Source organism: Pseudarthrobacter sp. CCNWLW217, from assembly GCF_037203985.1.
Taxonomy (GTDB): Bacteria; Actinomycetota; Actinomycetes; order Actinomycetales; family Micrococcaceae; genus Arthrobacter.
In genome coordinates this window covers 32,509-48,839 of sequence record NZ_JBBCBT010000004.1, presented here as the reverse complement: position 1 = coordinate 48,839, position 16,331 = coordinate 32,509, and the positions used below count along the sequence as shown (strand labels likewise).

The 16,331-nt window shown below is 64.4% G+C and carries 15 protein-coding genes; 7 read left to right on the top strand and 8 right to left on the bottom strand.

Features of this window, described 5'->3' with window-relative positions; translation table 11 throughout:
• Positions 1-7: 7 nt before the first annotated feature.
• From V9L18_RS06325 to V9L18_RS06310, 4 genes are all read left to right on the top strand, one after another.
• Entirely contained in the window at positions 8-1,654 is a 1,647-nt protein-coding gene (locus tag V9L18_RS06325; RefSeq protein ID WP_337346334.1) for a DNA repair helicase XPB, read from the top strand.
• A 132-nt stretch (positions 1,655-1,786) separates the two neighbouring features.
• A complete protein-coding gene (locus V9L18_RS06320) occupies positions 1,787-2,497 on the top strand; it encodes a response regulator transcription factor (protein WP_337346333.1) in 711 nt (236 codons plus the stop codon).
• 2 nt (positions 2,498-2,499) lie between these two features.
• Positions 2,500-4,044, top strand: coding sequence for a sensor histidine kinase (locus V9L18_RS06315; RefSeq protein WP_337346332.1), 1,545 nt, complete (start codon positions 2,500-2,502; stop codon positions 4,042-4,044).
• A gap of 106 nt (positions 4,045-4,150) precedes the next feature.
• Entirely contained in the window at positions 4,151-4,438 is a 288-nt protein-coding gene (locus V9L18_RS06310) for a WXG100 family type VII secretion target (protein WP_337346331.1), read from the top strand.
• A gap of 70 nt (positions 4,439-4,508) precedes the next feature.
• Here the strand turns inward: V9L18_RS06310 and V9L18_RS06305 are convergent, their stop codons facing one another.
• Positions 4,509-5,489 carry a ribonuclease HI family protein gene (locus tag V9L18_RS06305; protein ID WP_337346330.1) on the bottom strand — a complete coding sequence of 327 codons (981 nt, stop codon included), beginning with the start codon at positions 5,487-5,489 and terminating at the stop codon, positions 4,509-4,511.
• A 207-nt stretch (positions 5,490-5,696) separates the two neighbouring features.
• On the opposite strand from V9L18_RS06305, the gene V9L18_RS06300 reads away from it, so the two are divergent.
• Positions 5,697-7,007: an ABC transporter substrate-binding protein gene (locus tag V9L18_RS06300; RefSeq protein ID WP_337346329.1), complete on the top strand. Its 1,311-nt coding sequence runs from the start codon at positions 5,697-5,699 to the stop codon at positions 7,005-7,007.
• Between the two features lie 104 nt (positions 7,008-7,111).
• Here V9L18_RS06300 and groL read toward each other — a convergent pair whose 3' ends face one another.
• From groL to V9L18_RS06275, 5 genes are all read right to left on the bottom strand, one after another.
• Positions 7,112-8,740, bottom strand: coding sequence for a chaperonin GroEL (gene groL / locus V9L18_RS06295; protein ID WP_337346328.1), 1,629 nt, complete (start codon positions 8,738-8,740; stop codon positions 7,112-7,114).
• Positions 8,741-9,032: 292 nt separating this feature from the next.
• The gene (locus tag V9L18_RS06290) at positions 9,033-10,298 is read right to left on the bottom strand and encodes an ABC transporter substrate-binding protein (protein ID WP_443198058.1); all 1,266 of its coding nucleotides are present in this window, start codon (positions 10,296-10,298) and stop codon (positions 9,033-9,035) included.
• Complete coding sequence (locus tag V9L18_RS06285; protein WP_337346327.1) at positions 10,295-10,501, bottom strand: cold-shock protein; 207 nt, start codon at positions 10,499-10,501, stop codon at positions 10,295-10,297. Before V9L18_RS06285 ends, V9L18_RS06290 begins: the two co-directional genes overlap by 4 nt.
• Positions 10,502-10,654: 153 nt before the next feature.
• Positions 10,655-11,287, bottom strand: coding sequence for a LytR C-terminal domain-containing protein (locus V9L18_RS06280; RefSeq protein WP_337346326.1), 633 nt, complete (start codon positions 11,285-11,287; stop codon positions 10,655-10,657).
• 51 nt (positions 11,288-11,338) lie between these two features.
• Positions 11,339-11,668: a DUF3263 domain-containing protein gene (locus V9L18_RS06275; protein ID WP_337346325.1), complete on the bottom strand. Its 330-nt coding sequence runs from the start codon at positions 11,666-11,668 to the stop codon at positions 11,339-11,341.
• A gap of 124 nt (positions 11,669-11,792) precedes the next feature.
• On the opposite strand from V9L18_RS06275, the gene V9L18_RS06270 reads away from it, so the two are divergent.
• The gene (locus V9L18_RS06270; protein ID WP_337346324.1) at positions 11,793-12,563 is read left to right on the top strand and encodes a uracil-DNA glycosylase; all 771 of its coding nucleotides are present in this window, start codon (positions 11,793-11,795) and stop codon (positions 12,561-12,563) included.
• Between the two features lie 14 nt (positions 12,564-12,577).
• On the top strand, positions 12,578-13,420 hold the full coding sequence (locus V9L18_RS06265; protein WP_337346323.1) for a siderophore-interacting protein: 843 nt from the start codon (positions 12,578-12,580) through the stop codon (positions 13,418-13,420).
• A 5-nt stretch (positions 13,421-13,425) separates the two neighbouring features.
• On the opposite strand, the gene V9L18_RS06260 is transcribed toward V9L18_RS06265, so the two are convergent.
• Both V9L18_RS06260 and V9L18_RS06255 read right to left on the bottom strand, forming a co-directional pair.
• Complete coding sequence (locus tag V9L18_RS06260; RefSeq protein WP_337346322.1) at positions 13,426-14,913, bottom strand: threonine/serine ThrE exporter family protein; 1,488 nt, start codon at positions 14,911-14,913, stop codon at positions 13,426-13,428.
• A 34-nt stretch (positions 14,914-14,947) separates the two neighbouring features.
• Entirely contained in the window at positions 14,948-16,300 is a 1,353-nt protein-coding gene (locus V9L18_RS06255; protein WP_337346321.1) for a peptidoglycan bridge formation glycyltransferase FemA/FemB family protein, read from the bottom strand.
• Between the last annotated feature and the right edge of the window lie 31 nt (positions 16,301-16,331).

Below are 16,331 nucleotides of genomic sequence, written 5' to 3'. Positions count from 1 at the left end.
CCACCGCGTGAACGACGGACCGCTGATTGTCCAGAGCGATAAGACCATACTGCTTGAGGTGGACCATGAACTGGCCACCGAAGCCCGCCACGCCATTGCCCCGTTCGCCGAGCTCGAGCGCGCCCCGGAACACATGCACAGTTACCGGCTGACGCCGCTGGGCCTGTGGAACGCGCGGGCCGCGGGGCTGGACGCGGAAAAGGTCCTGGACACGCTGCTGAAGTACTCACGCTTCCCGGTGCCGCATTCGCTGCTGATCGACGTCGAAGAGACCATGTCCCGGTACGGGCGGCTGAGGCTGGAAAAGGATCCGCAGCACGGCCTGGTCATGCGCACTGACGACTACCCCGTGCTGGAAGAGGTCATCCGGGCCAAGAAAATCCAGCCCTTGTTGGGGCCACGGATCGACGGCGAAACCATCGTGGTCCATTCCTCGCAGCGGGGCCAGCTCAAGCAGCTGCTGCTGAAAATCGGCTGGCCGGCGGAGGACCTCGCCGGCTATGTGGACGGCACGCCGCACCTGATCGCTTTAAATGAGGACGGCTGGAAGCTGCGCCCCTACCAACGGCTGGCCACGGAAAACTTTTGGGCCGGGGGCAGCGGGGTGGTGGTCCTTCCGTGCGGTGCGGGTAAGACTCTGGTGGGGGCAGCGGCCATGGCCGTCAGTTCCACAACCACCCTCATCCTGGTGACCAACACGGTGGCTGCCCGGCAGTGGAAGGACGAGTTGCTCAAACGCACTTCGCTGACCGAGGACGAAATAGGTGAGTACTCCGGGGCGGTCAAGGAAGTCCGGCCTGTCACCATCGCCACGTACCAGGTCCTCACCACCAAACGCGGCGGACTGTATCCGCATTTGGAGCTCGTGGACGGCAACGACTGGGGCCTGATCATCTACGACGAAGTGCACCTGCTTCCCGCCCCGATCTTCCGCATGACGGCAGACCTGCAGGCACGACGCCGGCTGGGCCTCACCGCCACCCTCGTCAGGGAGGACGGGCGCGAAGGCGAAGTCTTCAGCCTGATCGGGCCCAAGCGGTACGACGCGCCCTGGAAGGACATCGAATCGCAGGGGTACATCGCCCCGGCCGACTGTGTCGAAGTCCGGGTGGACCTTCCCCGCGACGAGCGCGTCGCCTACGCGATGGCAGAGGACGCCGACAAGTATCGGCTGTGCTCCACATCCGAGACCAAGACGCAGATCGTGGAACAGCTCGTAGCCAAGCATGTGGGCGAGCCGCTGCTGGTGATCGGGCAGTACATCGACCAGCTGGACGAAATCGGCGAGCGCCTCAACGCTCCGGTCATCAAGGGCGATACGTCCGTCAAGGAACGGCAGAAGCTCTTCGACGCGTTCCGAGCCGGTGACGTGCAGACACTGGTGGTGTCCAAAGTGGCCAACTTTTCCATCGACCTGCCCGAGGCTTCCGTAGCCATCCAGGTTTCCGGCTCCTTCGGATCCCGCCAGGAGGAAGCGCAGCGGCTGGGCCGCCTGTTGCGTCCCAAGAAAGACGGGCGGGCAGCCCGCTTCTACTCGCTGGTTGCAAGGGACACCCTGGACCAGGATTTCGCGGCCAAGCGCCAGCGGTTTTTGGCCGAGCAGGGCTACGCCTACCGGATCATGGATGCCAAGGATGTAGAGCAGGCCGGATAGGTCTTACGGGGTGCCTGTCGGCACCAAAACCAGGGTCCCTGCATGCGGTGGCAGGGGCCCTGTTTTGCCTTTCACGAAGAACACCCACCATCCATCCAGAAAACTCCCAGACTCTGGGAGCATCATGGGAGTATGAAGAAGAACGGCCCAGAGGCGAAGCTCCTTGTTGTTGATGACGAACCCAACATCCGCGAACTGCTGTCCACCTCCCTCCGGTTCGCAGGTTTCGAGGTCGTCTCCGCGGGCAACGGGCGCGATGCCCTGGCCGCCGCTGAACTCCACTCCCCCGACCTGGCCGTCCTGGACGTGATGCTTCCGGACATGGATGGCTTCACGGTCACGCGCCGGCTCCGTGCCTCCGGGAAGCACTTTCCCGTACTGTTCCTGACTGCCAAGGATGACACCGAGGACAAGGTCACCGGCCTCACTGTGGGCGGCGACGACTACGTCACCAAACCCTTCAGCCTGGACGAGGTGGTGGCGCGGATCCGCGCCGTCCTCCGCCGTACCCAGCCGCTGCTCGACGACGACGCCGTCATTCGCGTTGATGACCTGGAGCTCGACGACGACGCCCACGAAGTCCGGCGTGGCGGCACCGTCATCGAGCTCTCCCCCACAGAGTTCAAGCTCCTCCGCTACCTCATGTTGAACCCCAACCGGGTGCTCTCAAAGTCCCAGATCCTGGACCATGTCTGGGAGTACGACTTCAACGGGGACGCCTCCATCGTGGAGTCCTATATCTCCTATCTCCGCCGCAAGGTGGACATTGACCCGGAGGCGCCGGCCCTGATCCAGACCAAGCGCGGGGTGGGCTACGTGCTCCGGACGGCAGAGAAGCGCTGACCTTGCTGGAGCGGTGGAAATCGGCCTCCCTGAGGTCCCAGCTCGTCGCCATCATCATGGCGTTGCTGATCGTTGCGCTGACGGTGACCGGCGCGGGCACCCTGACGCTGCTCCATAGCTACCTCCAAGGCCAGGTGGATGACAAACTCAATGCCGCCGTCGAACTGGCCCACAGACAGCGGTCCTTCACACAATTGCAGGCACCCAATCCGGTACCCACCGACTACTCCCTGATTCTCTACACCCCGGGCGAGGATCCCTACCCGTTCGGCGGTGATGCCGTGAACCGCCCGGACATCAGCAACATCACCGCGGATCAAGCGCAGGATCTGGGAACCCGCCCCTACCAGGTCCGCGGCACCGACGGCCAGAACTGGCGGGTGGTGGCCGTGCCCGTCCTGAACAACGGACGCAGCGCCGTGGTTGTCATCGGCCTGCCGCTGCAGAGCGTGGACGACGTCCTCAAGCACGCCACGCTGGTGGTGACAGGCGTGGGACTGCTGACGCTCCTGCTCGCCTCACTGATTGCCAGCTGGACCGTGTCGCGGTCCTTCCGTCCACTGGCCCGGGTTGAGAAGACCGCTGCCGCCATCGCCGCCGGCGACCTGTCCCGGCGCGTGGAAGTCGAGAATCCCGGCACGGAGGTGGGCAGGCTGGCCAGTTCGCTGAACGCCATGTTGGCGCACATCGAAACGGCGTTTGCCGCCAGGACAGCCTCCGAGGGCCGGATGCGCCGCTTTGCAGCCGATGCCTCGCACGAACTCCGCACACCGCTGGTGACCATCCGGGGCTTCTCGGAGCTGTACCGCCATGGCGCCCTCGCTACGGATGCCGACGTCGCCACCGCGATGGGCCGCATCGAAAGTGAAGCCAAGCGGATGGGTTCCATGGTGGAAGACCTCCTGCTCCTGGCCCGCCTGGACGAACAGCGGCCCCTCCAGCAGAAGCCGGTTGACCTCCAGCTGATCGCCCATGACGCCGTGGTGGACACCCAGGCCAGTGACCGTACGCGCACCATTTCACTGGTTGGGCTCGACGGCGACAATGCGGCGCCCGCCCCCGTCCTCGGGGACGAAGCAAAACTGCGCCAGGTGGTAGGCAACCTGGTCGGTAACGCCCTGCGCTACACGCCGGACGGCAGCCCGATCGAGCTGGCGGTGGGCGTCAGGATGTCCGACGGCGGCCAGCCGGCCTCCGTGATCGAGGTCAGGGACCACGGCCCCGGGATTTCCGACGACGACGCCTCCAGGGTCTTCGAGCGCTTCTACCGCGCGGATACGTCGCGGACCAGAGACACGGGCGGCAGCGGTCTGGGGTTGGCCATCGTCGCGGCAATCGTCGGCTCACATGGCGGCAGCGTCAGGGTCCAGGCCACGGACGGCGGCGGCGCCACCCTGGTGGTCAGCCTGCCCACACGGGACGAGGACGAAGGACAGGACCCACAAGGCGAACCCGGCCAGGGACGGATTCGCGAAGTCCAGGACACCGGTGGGCAGGATCATGGCGACGGCGGAAGCGCCAACGACGGCCGCGTTATCCACATATAGCAACTGCCCGTGGCCCTGGCTGCGTCCGGCTCCATAGGCTCATGGCAGTGGTCCGGAGCCGCCGGACCGGACAGCCTGACTGTCCACCATCTGAAAGGCAGCAGCCATGAGCATCATTTCCGTTGACACCGAACTCCTCCAGCTCAAGTCCGCCAACGTCAAAGCGACAGTGGACCGGATCAGCGCCGACGTCCAGGCCATGAAGCGCGGCCTGGACGAGCTACAGTCCACCTGGCGGGGCTCGGCCGCCACCAACTTCCAGGCGCTGATATCGGAGTGGACCCTGACCCAGGGCAAGGTGGAGGCCTCGCTTGCGTCAATCAACCTTGCACTGGCCTCGGCCGCGGCCACCTATGCCCAAGCCGAGCAGGGCAACACCCAGCGTTTTAGCTGAGAACGGCGGCCGGACGTGGAGGCAACGCGCGGTGCCCGTAGAGGCCTCGCCGCCACGGCGATGCCTGCTTTCAGGCTTCGGGCGTTCCCTGATGGAAGCGGAGCCGCCAGCGGCCGTTGTCGAGGACCCACAAGGAGCTGCGGAGCGTTGTCCCTGAACGCGCGTAGCTGCGGTAGGTCAGCAGGACCGCGCCGGTTCCGATGCGGTCCGCGCCCAGTATTTCCAGCTCCGTCCGCTCACCGGGATCTTCCTCCAGCGCGAGCATCATCGCCTCGCGGGTCCACGCCCTCCCCGAGCTTCCAATCTCCATGAAGTCGGGATGCAGCAGGACACCCGTGCGGCCGATGTCGCCCCGAACGTCGGGGCCCAGCAGCTCCCGTTCGAGGGCCTCAACGATTTCCTCCGGCGACTTCCCGGGGGCGCCAGGGGTGGCCAGCGGATCTTCCTCCAGCTCGCTGAACAGATCTGGCTCGCTCAGCAGCTCCTGGTGATTGGACAAGGCAGCATTATTGGAACCAACAGATCCGCCTATACCCGCCGCCGCACCGGCCGCGGCAGGAGTCTTGGCGCCCACGTGGCCCGGCGCGCCGGCGAATCCCGGACCGGAGCGGGCAGCAACGCCCTGCTGGTATGCGGTGGCCGCGGCCCTGGCCCGTTCGTCAGCGGCCTCATTGAGGTCGTGGCCCGCATGCCCCTTGACCCATTCAAACGTGTACTTCCGCCCGGCAAGTTCCCGGTCCAATTCCTTGAACAGTTCAACGTTCAGGACTGGCTTTCCGTCCGCTTTCCGCCACCCCTTGCGCTTCCATCCAGGCATCCATTTGGTAATGGAGTTGATCACGTACTGGCTGTCGCATAAAACTCTCAGGTCTTCGTGGGGAACGTGGGCTGTGGCACGGAACAGGTCCAGCACGGCCATCAGCTCGCCCTGGTTATTGGTGCCGTGAGGCCACCCTCCGGCACGCCAGCAGTCGTCGTTCACGTACCATGCCCAGCCAGCCGGACCTGGATTTCCTAGAGCCGAACCGTCGGCCGCTGCAGTAATCGTCACGGAACCATCCTGCCAGACGACGCCGACATGGAATTCGGCGACTGCCGGGAAACCGCTTACCGAAAACTCTTGACGCTGAAGTCGATGCGGGGCAGAATCGGAAACCTGAGTGAGAAAACGCTTTCTCACTCGAGACTCTCCCACCGTCATGGACGCGGCAAGGGAACACAGGCGGGGTGGACCCCACCCTTCGAGGAAGGCACATCAATGAAGATTCAGGCCATCAGCCGTAGGAGATTCCAGCTCGGCGCAGTCGCCGTCGCGGTGTCGCTGCTCGCCACCGGCTGCGGCGCGCCCGCAGGATCCAGCAGCAACGACCAGGTCACCCTGCGTTTCGCCTGGTGGGGCAACGAGTACCTCAACGCCCAGACCGAAAAGGTCATCGACGCGTTCGAGGCTGAGCATCCCAACATCCAGATCGAATCCGAGCCCGGCGAATGGGCCAGCTATTGGGACAAACTGGCCACTAAGACCGCCGCCAACGATGCACCGGATGTCATCCAGATGGACCAGAAGTACATCGCCGAGTACGGCGGCCGCGGAGCACTGCTTGACCTGTCCAAGCAAAGCGGGGTCGACACCTCCAAGCTGGACAAGGAATCACTAGCTTCCGGCCAATACGACGACGCACAGTATGGCCTGAGCACCGGCAAGAATGCTTACGTCATCATGGCCAACACCAAGGTCTTCGAGGCAGCCAATGTCCCTTTACCCGACGACACCACGTGGACGTGGAGTGACTTCATGGACACTGCCGCGAAGCTCAGCGCGGCGGGTAACGGGAAGAGCTACGGTGCGGCCTATGGCAGCAACGAAGCAGACCTCATCATCTGGCTTCGGCAGCACGGCGAGAACCTCTACTCACAGGACGGAAAGCTGGATTTCGACACAGCCACCGCTGCTTCCTTCTGGGAGCGGCTTAAGGAACAGCGTGACTCGCAGGCAAGCCCGCCCGCCACCGTGGCCACCGAGGACTCCGGCGCAGGCTTGGAGGAGAGCCTGTTCGGCACCAACCGGGTCGGCATGGCGTGGTGGTGGACCAACCAGCTCGGCTCGCTGGAAACCACTACAGGCAGCAGCATCAAAATGCTCCGCGCCCCCAGCCTGGACGGTAAGTCCGCAGACAACGGCATGTACTACAAGCCCACGATGTTCTGGTCTGCGTCTTCTCGCTCCAAGCATCCTGAGGCGGCCGCAACCTTCATTAATTACCTGGCGAACAGCCCGGCTGCCGGTGCCATCCTCATGACTGACCGCGGCGTCCCCAGCAACTCTGAGATCGTCGAGAGCATCACGTCCACCCTCAAGCCCGCAGACACAACCGTTGTGGCCTTCCTGAAGGACATCGCGCCGGACATCGCCGACGCTCCACCCGTCCCGCCGGTGGGCGCGGGCAGCGTCCAGAACGTCATCAAGCGGTACACCGACGAGGTCCTGTACGACCGCCTGACTCCGCAGGCAGCAGCCGAAGCCTTCAAGAAAGAAGTCGAAGGAATGCTGGCAACGGCACGGAAGTAGCGGAGCCCGGCGGCTGCAGAGCCTGCCAAGATGCACAAATGCGGCCCCCTCCAAACGGAGGGGGCCGCATTGTTTGCGCGGAACGTATTCCGGGCGCTTGGAGACTAGAAGCCGCCCATGCCGCCCATGTCGTCGCCGCCACCCATGGCCGGAGCGTTCTTCTCCGGCTTGTCGGCCACGACAGCCTCAGTGGTGAGGAACAGGCCGGCGATGGAGGCCGCGTTCTGCAGGGCAGAGCGGGTCACCTTGACGGGGTCATTGATGCCGGCAGCAAGCAGGTCGACGTATTCGCCGGTTGCAGCGTTCAGGCCATGGCCTGCGGGCAGGCCGCGGACCTTGTCCACAACAACGCCCGGCTCAAGGCCGGCGTTGAAGGCAATCTGCTTCAGCGGGGCGTCGATGGCAACGCGGACGATGTTGGCGCCCGTTGCTTCGTCACCGGTCAGGTTCAGGTTCGCGAACGCCTTGGCGCCAGCCTGGATCAGTGCAACGCCACCACCGGCGACGATGCCTTCTTCAACGGCAGCCTTTGCATTGCGGACAGCGTCCTCAATGCGGTGCTTGCGTTCCTTGAGCTCAACCTCGGTTGCGGCACCGGCCTTGATGACTGCAACGCCGCCGGCCAGCTTGGCCAGGCGTTCCTGCAGCTTCTCGCGGTCGTAGTCGGAATCGGAGTTTTCGATCTCGGCGCGGATCTGGGAAACGCGGCCAGCGATCTGGTCGGCGTCGCCGGCACCTTCAACGATGGTGGTTTCGTCCTTGGTGACAACAACCTTGCGGGCGCGTCCCAGGAGTTCCAGGCCAGCGGTCTCGAGCTTGAGGCCAACTTCCTCGGCAATGACCTGGCCGCCGGTCAGAACGGCGATGTCGGCCAGCTGAGCCTTGCGGCGGTCGCCGAAGCCCGGAGCCTTGACGGCGACGGACTTGAAGGTGCCACGGATCTTGTTGACGATCAGGGTGGCCAGGGCCTCGCCCTCGATGTCCTCGGCAATGATCAGCAACGGCTTGTTGGACTGCATGACCTTTTCCAGGACAGCAACCAGTTCCTTGACGTTGGAGATCTTGGAGTTGACGATCAGGATGTACGGGTCCTCGAGGACCGTTTCCTGGCGATCGGTGTCGGTGACGAAGTACGCGGAGATGTAACCCTTGTCGAAGCGCATGCCTTCGGTGAGTTCAAGCTCCAGGCCGAAGGTGTTGGACTCCTCGACGGTGATAACACCTTCCTTGCCGACCTTATCCAGGGCCTCGGCAATGAGGGCACCAATTTCGTCGTCACCGGCAGAGATGGAAGCCGTGGCGGCGATCTCTTCCTTGGTTTCGATTTCCTTGGCCGAAGCGAGCAGCTCCACCGTGACGGCTTCTACAGCCTTCTCGATGCCGCGCTTGAGGGACAGCGGATCGGCGCCGGCCGCGACGTTGCGCAGGCCTTCCTTAACCAGTGCCTGGGCGAGCACGGTGGCCGTGGTGGTGCCGTCGCCAGCGACGTCATCAGTCTTCTTGGCAACTTCCTTGACCAGCTCGGCGCCGATCTTCTCATAAGGATCGTCCAGCTCGATCTCCTTGGCGATGGAAACACCATCGTTGGTGATCGTGGGGGCGCCCCACTTCTTTTCGAGGACGACGTTGCGTCCACGCGGGCCGAGGGTGACCTTAACGGCGTCGGCGAGGATGTTCAGGCCCCGCTCAAGGCCGCGGCGTGCCTCTTCATCAAATGCAATGATCTTGGCCATAACGGCAGTAGTCCTTTCGGGACAGACGTTAAGAATGAACCCACCGAAGTGCCCGCGACGGACGATCCTTCGCCCTCGGCCTCTGTACGCCTCAGGTTCCCGATCTCACTCCAGTAAGTATTTCTTTCGCTCCTCGACCGGCGCCTGGGCTTCGTAACCGGCCTGAGCCGGGCGTCGCTTTAGCAGTCGGTACGTAAGAGTGCTAAGTCAATAATTAGCACTCCATAGGTGAGAGTGCAAGCGAATAGTCCCGAAAACCAGTGCCTGCGGGGCCTCGTTTCGCTCCCGGCGATCAGCCTGCGGCCCGACCCGCGGATTCACGACCGCTGAGCTTTGCCCTGTTGTCAGCTCCGTACGTGAACACCATGAAGTTCGCAGAGGTGATGTCGCCGTTGGCGTCGAAGCCGATCGGACCGGATTGGCCGTCGTAGTTCGCGGCACCTGCGGTCTTCAGCGCTGACACGCAGTCCTTATAGGACTGGCAGGGTGCGGCCTTCGCCGGCTCCGCGCCGGGGGCCGCGCCTCCGGAGACAGCTATGAGGTGTGCGGCTATTGATCGGCCGGCGTCGTCATCGGCTGCCGCGGCCGCCAGGACAGCCAGCGTCACGGCGTCGTACGTCTCAGCGGCGAAAGAGGTGTCCTTCAACCCAGGATCGACCGCCAGCAGGCGAGCTTGGAAGTCCGCGGAGGGGAATACGCCGGGCACCACTGCCCGCGCGCCGTCGAGCGCTTTTGACCCCAACCCGGAACTATACTGGGCGAAAGCGCCGTCGCTGAGGATGACTTTACTGCCGGACAGTCCAGCGTTGTTCAGCTCAGCGATGGCCCCCTGGGCGCCATCCCGCGCAATGAGCACCACTGCATCCGGGGCCGCTTTCCGGGCAGCAGCTGCGGCCCGTTGGGCATCGCCGGGCTCGAATGCTGACGTGCTGGAGGTTTCCACGCCTGCGTCCTTGGCCGCACTGGCCACCGCTGCGGAAACATCCTTGCCGTAGCTGCTGTCCTGGTGGACGATCGCCAGGCTCTTCGCGCCCCCGTCTTTGGCGAGCTTCACAAGCACCGAAGCCTGGGCGACGTCGGCCGGTGCAGTCCGGAAGTAGTAGCCGCCGCTTTTGTACTTACTCAGCCCTGCCGCCGAATTGGCCGGTGAAATGAGCGGAATCTTCGCGGCGGAGAGAACGTCAATGGCAGCAGCCGCGTTGCTGGAATCAGTGGGTCCAATCACGACGTCGGCCTTGGCCGCGGCCAGCTCCTTGGCTTGCGCGCCGGAGTCGCCGGCGGCCCGGGGCAACAGTTCAATGGGCTTGCCCTTGTGCCCGCCGGTGGCGTTGATTTCCTGCACGGCCAGTTTTGCCGCGGCAAGCTGCGAGCCACTGAGGAAGTCACGCGTTCCGGTGCTGTCCAGGATCACGCCAACGCGCAGCGTTCCATCGCCGGAGGCTTCAACGGAGTCAAGCCGGGCATTTCCAGCAGCAGCCCCACACCCGGCCAGCCCAAGAAGGAGGGCCGCCGATGCGGAAACACGGACCAAGGAAGATCGGAAACTTACGGACTTCACTCTGCCGGCCGGACACTTTCTGCCTGCGGGCCCTTCTCGCCTTCGCCGACTTCAAGCTCCACCCGCTGCCCCTCATCGAGTGCGCGGTATCCCTCGCCTTGAATGGCGGACCAGTGGACAAAGACGTCGTCACCCGAGCCGTCCACCGTAATAAAGCCGTAGCCCTTTTCAGCGTTGAACCACTTCACGGTTCCCAGTGCCATGATGCCCACTCTTTCAGTAGCGTCCGTAAGGCCCACGCCACTGTGTGCCGCTCGTTACGGACCGAAGCCTGAAATCACTCTAGCCAATGGTCCCCGGACGAGCCGAGGCACAGGGCCGCGTCGGTGTTCAATAGTTATTCAGGTGTAACCCGTTTACTGGAAGCCCGGCCCCAGCACAACCACCAGCGGAACCTGGAAGTCGGCGCTGTCGACCATCGTTGGAATGTTCAGGAGTTCGGAGAGGGCCTCCGCGTTGGCCCTTTGTGCCGGACCAGCATAAAAAATTACCGACGTCTGCTGGGGTGCGCCACCCCAGTTTCCTACCTGGCCGAGGGTCCAACCGTCCGCCTGGACGGTGGCGCTGACCCTGCCAGCCAGGCCGGCTGTTCCGGCGGCGTTGTAGACCGCCAGGCCCTGGGTCTTGTTCACGGCGGCCTGGGAGGCCGCGGCGGAGGGTGTGGGGCTCGGCTCAGGTTCGCCACTCGGTGAGGGCTCGGCACTGGCAGTGGGCTCTGCAGTTGCGGAAGGTTCAGCGCTGGCAGAGGAAGAGGCAGCCTCAGAGGGGGCAGATGACTCCACGCTGGTGGACGCCTGGCTGCCGGCTTGGGTGAATCCCAGCTGAGGCAGGATCAGGAAGGAGACCAGGCCGACCGCAAGTGCCACAACGCCCACGGCGAGCATGGGCCATAGCCGCGGCCTGGACGGTGCCGAAGCTGAACGGTGGACACCCTGGCGGGAGGCAGCCTCCGGAACTTTGTCGAATTCATCCCGAGCGTATCTGGTCATAGTGGAGAGACATCCTTGTTGATTGTTGCTGATGGCTCAGCACGAGCGAAGTTACGCGTCCGAACCCAGGCGACGTGCGGTGCGTGCCCGTTGTCGCGACGTACGTAGTCTACGCAATCGCTTGACGAGCATGGGATCGTGCGCGAGCGCATCCTCGGAGTCGATCAGCGCGTTGAGCAGTTGGTAGTAGTGCGTAGCTGACAGGTCGAAGAGTTCCCTGATGGCCTGTTCCTTGGCACCGGCGTACTTCCACCACTGCCGCTCAAGGGCGAGCATCTGTTGCTCCCGCTCGCCGAGCGGCGAGTCCCGGAGCGAAAAGTCAGCCAGCAGGGAGCCACGCTCGCCAGGCTCTGCCAGGTGTTCCCGGGCTGGTTCCGCCACGGCATACTCCTTCGCTGGATAAGGTTAAAAGTCTCACCCCCATGTTACGGACGAATAACAGCGTTGTCATTTACGCCGCAACGGGCTGGCAGTGGATGAACGGGAGTACTGAGAGAATGGGGGCGTGTTTGATTCGGAACCCCTGTTCGAGCTGGAGCCGGAAGCGGCGGAGCCCGTCGGTTATGCCGAGATGGCTGTATTGCCACTGGACGAACTGATGGCCGCCGACTGGGCCGCCGCCCTGGCCGGGGTGGAAGATGACCTGCGTGCCGTACTGAGGTTCCTCGCTGACGACGTCGCGGCCGGGCACCAGGTGCTGCCGTCGCCGTCGAATGTCCTCCGCGCGTTCCGGCAGCCGCTGGCGGACGTCAAGGTACTGATCCTTGGGCAGGACCCGTACCCAACCCCGGGGCACGCCGTCGGCCTGTCCTTCGCTGTGGCCCCGCAGACCCGACCCATTCCGCGCAGCCTGGCAAACATCTACAAGGAGCTCGAGGCCGATGTGGGAGTACCGGCGCGCGTGCACGGCGACCTCAGCGCTTGGGCGGACCAGGGCGTGCTGCTCCTGAACCGGGTCATGAGCGTGCGTGCCGGAGCCGCGGGTTCCCACCGCGGAAAGGGCTGGGAGAAAATCACGACGGCGGCAGTCACCGCGGTGGCCGGGCGACGGAAGGCTGACGGCAGCGCATTTCCGCTGGTGGCTGTGCTGTGGGGCAAGGACGCGGAGGCAGTCCGGCCCCTTTTGTCCGGCGCCGCGGTAGTGTCCAGCGCGCACCCGAGCCCATTGTCGGCGTCGCGCGGTTTCTTCGGTTCCCGGCCGTTCAGCCAAGCCAATGCGCTGCTGAACGAGCAAGGAAGCCCTGGCGTAACCTGGGAACTCCCACCACTCCCTTAGCTTAGGCTTGCCTTATGAGCACCGTTCCCGCTGCCACCAGCGCCACCAAAAAGTCGCGTCCCCAAATCAACCTCACCGTGGTCCGCCGCGAGCAGCTTTCGCCGCACATGGTCAGGATCGTTGCCGGCGGCGACGGCTTCGCCGACTACGTCAACAACGATTTTGTAGACCGCTACGTGAAGATCGTGTTCCCCCAGGCAGGCGTTGACTACGCCCAGCCGCTGGACCTGTGGACCATCCGCGAGACCATGCCCCGTGAGCAGTGGCCCTTCACCCGGACCTACACCGTCAGGTGGGTGGACTCCGTGGCACAGGAGTTGGCCATCGACTTTGTGATCCACGGCGACGAAGGACTGGCCGGCCCGTGGGCGGCCTCCGCCCGGCCCGGCGACCCGCTGACCTTTACCGGTCCCGGCGGCGCCTACAACCCGGCGCCCGACGCCGACTGGTACCTTTTCGCCGGCGATGAAGCCGCCCTGCCCGCCATCGCTGCCTCCTTGGAAGCCCTGCCAACGGAGGCACAGGGCGTGGCTTTCCTCGAGGTTGACTCCGACGCCGATATCCAGCCCGTCACAGCCCCTGCCGGTGTCAAGATCACGTGGCTCCGGCGCAACGGCGCACCGGCCGGCACCGGCGACCTGCTGGTGTCGGCAGTCGCGAACGCCGACTGGCCCGCCGTCGGCAAGGTCGACGTCTTTGCCCATGGCGAGCGCGGCTACATGAAGGGCCTGCGCGAGGTGTTCTTTGTCCAGCAGGGCCTGGACCGCAAGCAGGTTTCGCTGTCCGGTTACTGGGCCGCGGGCCGGGTCGAAGATGACTTCCAGGCCGAGAAGAAACTGCCCATCGGGCAGATTTAGCCCCGTTAGCGGCGGCGGGCGCGCCTGCGCTCGTTGCTGGCCAGGCTCCGCGTCAACGGCCTGGCCAGGGTGTCGCCCAGGACGATCCCGCCCGCAGCGCCGAGCACGATGGCGCCGGCGTTCAGCATCCCCCCTGCGCCCAGGAGGATCTCGGATTCCTCGATGGACAGGACATACATGGACCGGAAGATCGTCAGGCCCGGCAGCAGGATCAGCGCCGCCGGCACGGCGACCACCAGCTGGGGCGCACCCATCTTCAATGCCACCACCCGGGCCAGCAGACCGATCACCACGGCGGACAACGCCGGCGAGAACCGGTCGCTGATCCCCAGCGAGCTGGCGCCGAGAAGCACCAGGTACCCGGCGACGCCCACGGCAGCGGTGGGCAGGAGCAGCTTCCACGCCGTCTGTTCGGTGACCCCGATGGCCATGACAGCCAAGGCCGTGAGGACCACCAGCACCCACAGGTCGTAGGCGGGGCTGAATGTTTCCGTGACGTCGATTTCCTGCATCCCCGTCATGGAACCGACCACCAACGCGACGGCAATGCCTGCCACGAGGGCGCCGAAGATCAGGACTGTGGACAGGAACCTTCCGGCGGCCGTCACCGGGAAGCCGTTAATCGCGTCCTGCACCGAGGACACCAGGCGGCCCGTGGGCAGCAGGAGCAGGATACCGCCCACCACCACGATGGCCGGCGCGGTGGTGAGGTTGAACTGCCACAGCAGCAGTGCCATGAAAGTCACCACAAACGAACACGTCGCGGTAGTGAAGAAGTCAGGTACTCGCCAACGGCCCAGCTGGCGCGACAGCAGGCTCACGCCGATGTTGACCACAAAGGCGATGGCTGAGGACACGGGACCGCCACCCAGTACGCCAACGAATGCTGCCGCGAAGACGCCGAAGGCCACGGTCACCATCCAACGTGGGAAGGGCTTGGGGCTGGTGATGGCCTCATCGAGCCGGCGGATTGCCTCGTCCCGGCCCACTCCCCCGGCCACGATGTCCGTAACGAGCTGATGGACCTTGGCCAGCCCGGCGTAGTTGTTGGTCCAGGACCGCACAACGCGCAACAGGGCTATGGGCGTCTGGTCCTTGGGCGCGTAGTTGATCCCGACCGACTGGTTGGTGATGTCCACTTCGATGTTCTTCAGCCCCAGGGCTGCCGTCACGGCGATGATGCTCGTCTCGACTTCCAATGCGCCGGCGCCATAACGGAACATGGTTTCGGCCAGGTGCAGGGCAAAGTCCAGGGTCTTGCGGGCGGAAGTGTCCACGCCTCCCACTTGGATCATGGGGTTGGCGTACGGGCTGCCTGCGAGCCTGTCCACGATACTCAGCGGCGCCGTCGGTGGGTTCTCCCCTTGGACCAGGCGCCGCAGCATCCGCTTTGCCGCGGCGTTCTGCCGGACCTGGGAGGGGGAAAGTGGCTCAGTCTTCGGCAGGCCGTCAGTGTGAGGCCTGTTCCGGGGATCCCCGGGTCGATCTGTCACGCTGGTCCTCTTCCGGGGGTGCTTATCGTGGTCTTTATGCGGTGTTTTCGGCGGGGGCTGGTTCTTCGCCGGAAGCCTGGCGTTTCAGCGGGAGCCTGCTCAACAGCGTGCGGGCAGCTGCCACCGCGGCCCGGGCGATCCTGTTGGCTTGGAAAACCACGGGCCGCACCGGCATCACGAAATCGCCCAGCAGCTGGACCACCTCACCGCCGAAACCCTTCTTGAAGGCGTAGCCGCCGTGGCCTTCCTCGTCCTGTCCCTGGATGCCGAAGGTGCCGTAGAAGTTGTAGCGGCTGTAGCCTTTTTCCAGCGCATGGAGCATCATGCCCCAGTAAAGGGAGGTGGCCCCGTTGAAGTAGATATAGTCCTGTTTGGTGCCGCCGATGACGCACACCAGCTCGTCGCCGAAGCAGACGAAGTGGATGGCCGCCACCGTTGCCACGCCAACGGAATCCGGGAACCGCTCAATGTCCTTGAGGCTGCGCTCATAGCTGTCGACGAGGTCCTGCACCACCTTGAGGCGGTTGGCCTTCTTCTTGCTGCCGGTCTCTTCGACCTCCCGGCGGAGTTCGGCCGCCGCAGCGGTCTCGGCTTCAAGGCGTTCGGTGATGGATTTGCGGTACGCGGGGATGTCGATCTTGGCCATCATGAGCTTGGTGAACTCGGACGAAGTGGTCCGCAGCAGCTGCTCGTAGTATTCGCGTTCGCGGTAGATGAAGCCCTTTTCGTCGCCGGCCGTGCTCAGGGCGTCGTAGAACTCGTCCAGGGTTTCCAGGGTGGCCTGTTCCAGGAAGACGCCGTTCTTTTCGGCCTTCCGGATGGCTTTGCGCGTGCGGTAGCTGGTGCCCATGATGAGCTCTTCGGCGTCCGTGACGCCGTCGAGGGTCTTAATGAACATCCAGTTCACGTTGGCGAAGTTCATGTCCGAGCCCTGGTGGGCAAATCCGAGCCGCGCAAGCTCTGCTACCAGCGGGCGGTTGTCCGTGATCTCTGGGTGTTCGGCCCCGTCCTCATCGCGTGCGATAAAGGGAAGGTTCGGGGAGATCCGCAGCTCAGCGGCTTTGCGTTCCGCTGCCCTGGTTTTCAGGAGTTCGACGACGTCACGCACCAGGGCGGAGTCCGTGTAGTCCATCAGCGGCCCCTTGGCGCACTCGCACACTGTGTACCCGAAGCGGTTGGTGGTGTAGTTCAGTTTGCCGGCGGCCACCAGTTCGCCATCACGACGGACTCCGAACAGCTCCACTGCCTGCCCGCGGGCGCGCTGGAACCGGGCGAAGTCGGCGGACTGGATGAAGTTGTTCTGCGGGTGGCTGACTGAAAAGGCCTCGAAGTCGGCGTCGCTGAGGATAGCGAACTCGAGCTCGGTCGCGGCCTTGGTTGAATTCACGGGAAAGTTCCTCACCTGTGGATGTGCTGCC

Bases quoted from the DNA above. Each gene is read 5' to 3' on its own strand.
- V9L18_RS06310 (WP_337346331.1), top strand. From the start codon at position 4,151: ATGAGCATCATTTCCGTTGACACCGAACTCCTCCAGCTCAAGTCCGCC.
- V9L18_RS06265 (WP_337346323.1), top strand. From the start codon at position 12,578: ATGAGCACCGTTCCCGCTGCCACCAGCGCCACCAAAAAGTCGCGTCCC.
- V9L18_RS06320 (WP_337346333.1), top strand. From the start codon at position 1,787: ATGAAGAAGAACGGCCCAGAGGCGAAGCTCCTTGTTGTTGATGACGAA.
- V9L18_RS06285 (WP_337346327.1), bottom strand. From the start codon at position 10,501: ATGGCACTGGGAACCGTGAAGTGGTTCAACGCTGAAAAGGGCTACGGC.
- V9L18_RS06280 (WP_337346326.1), bottom strand. From the start codon at position 11,287: ATGACCAGATACGCTCGGGATGAATTCGACAAAGTTCCGGAGGCTGCC.
- V9L18_RS06300 (WP_337346329.1), top strand. From the start codon at position 5,697: ATGAAGATTCAGGCCATCAGCCGTAGGAGATTCCAGCTCGGCGCAGTC.
- groL (WP_337346328.1), bottom strand. From the start codon at position 8,740: ATGGCCAAGATCATTGCATTTGATGAAGAGGCACGCCGCGGCCTTGAG.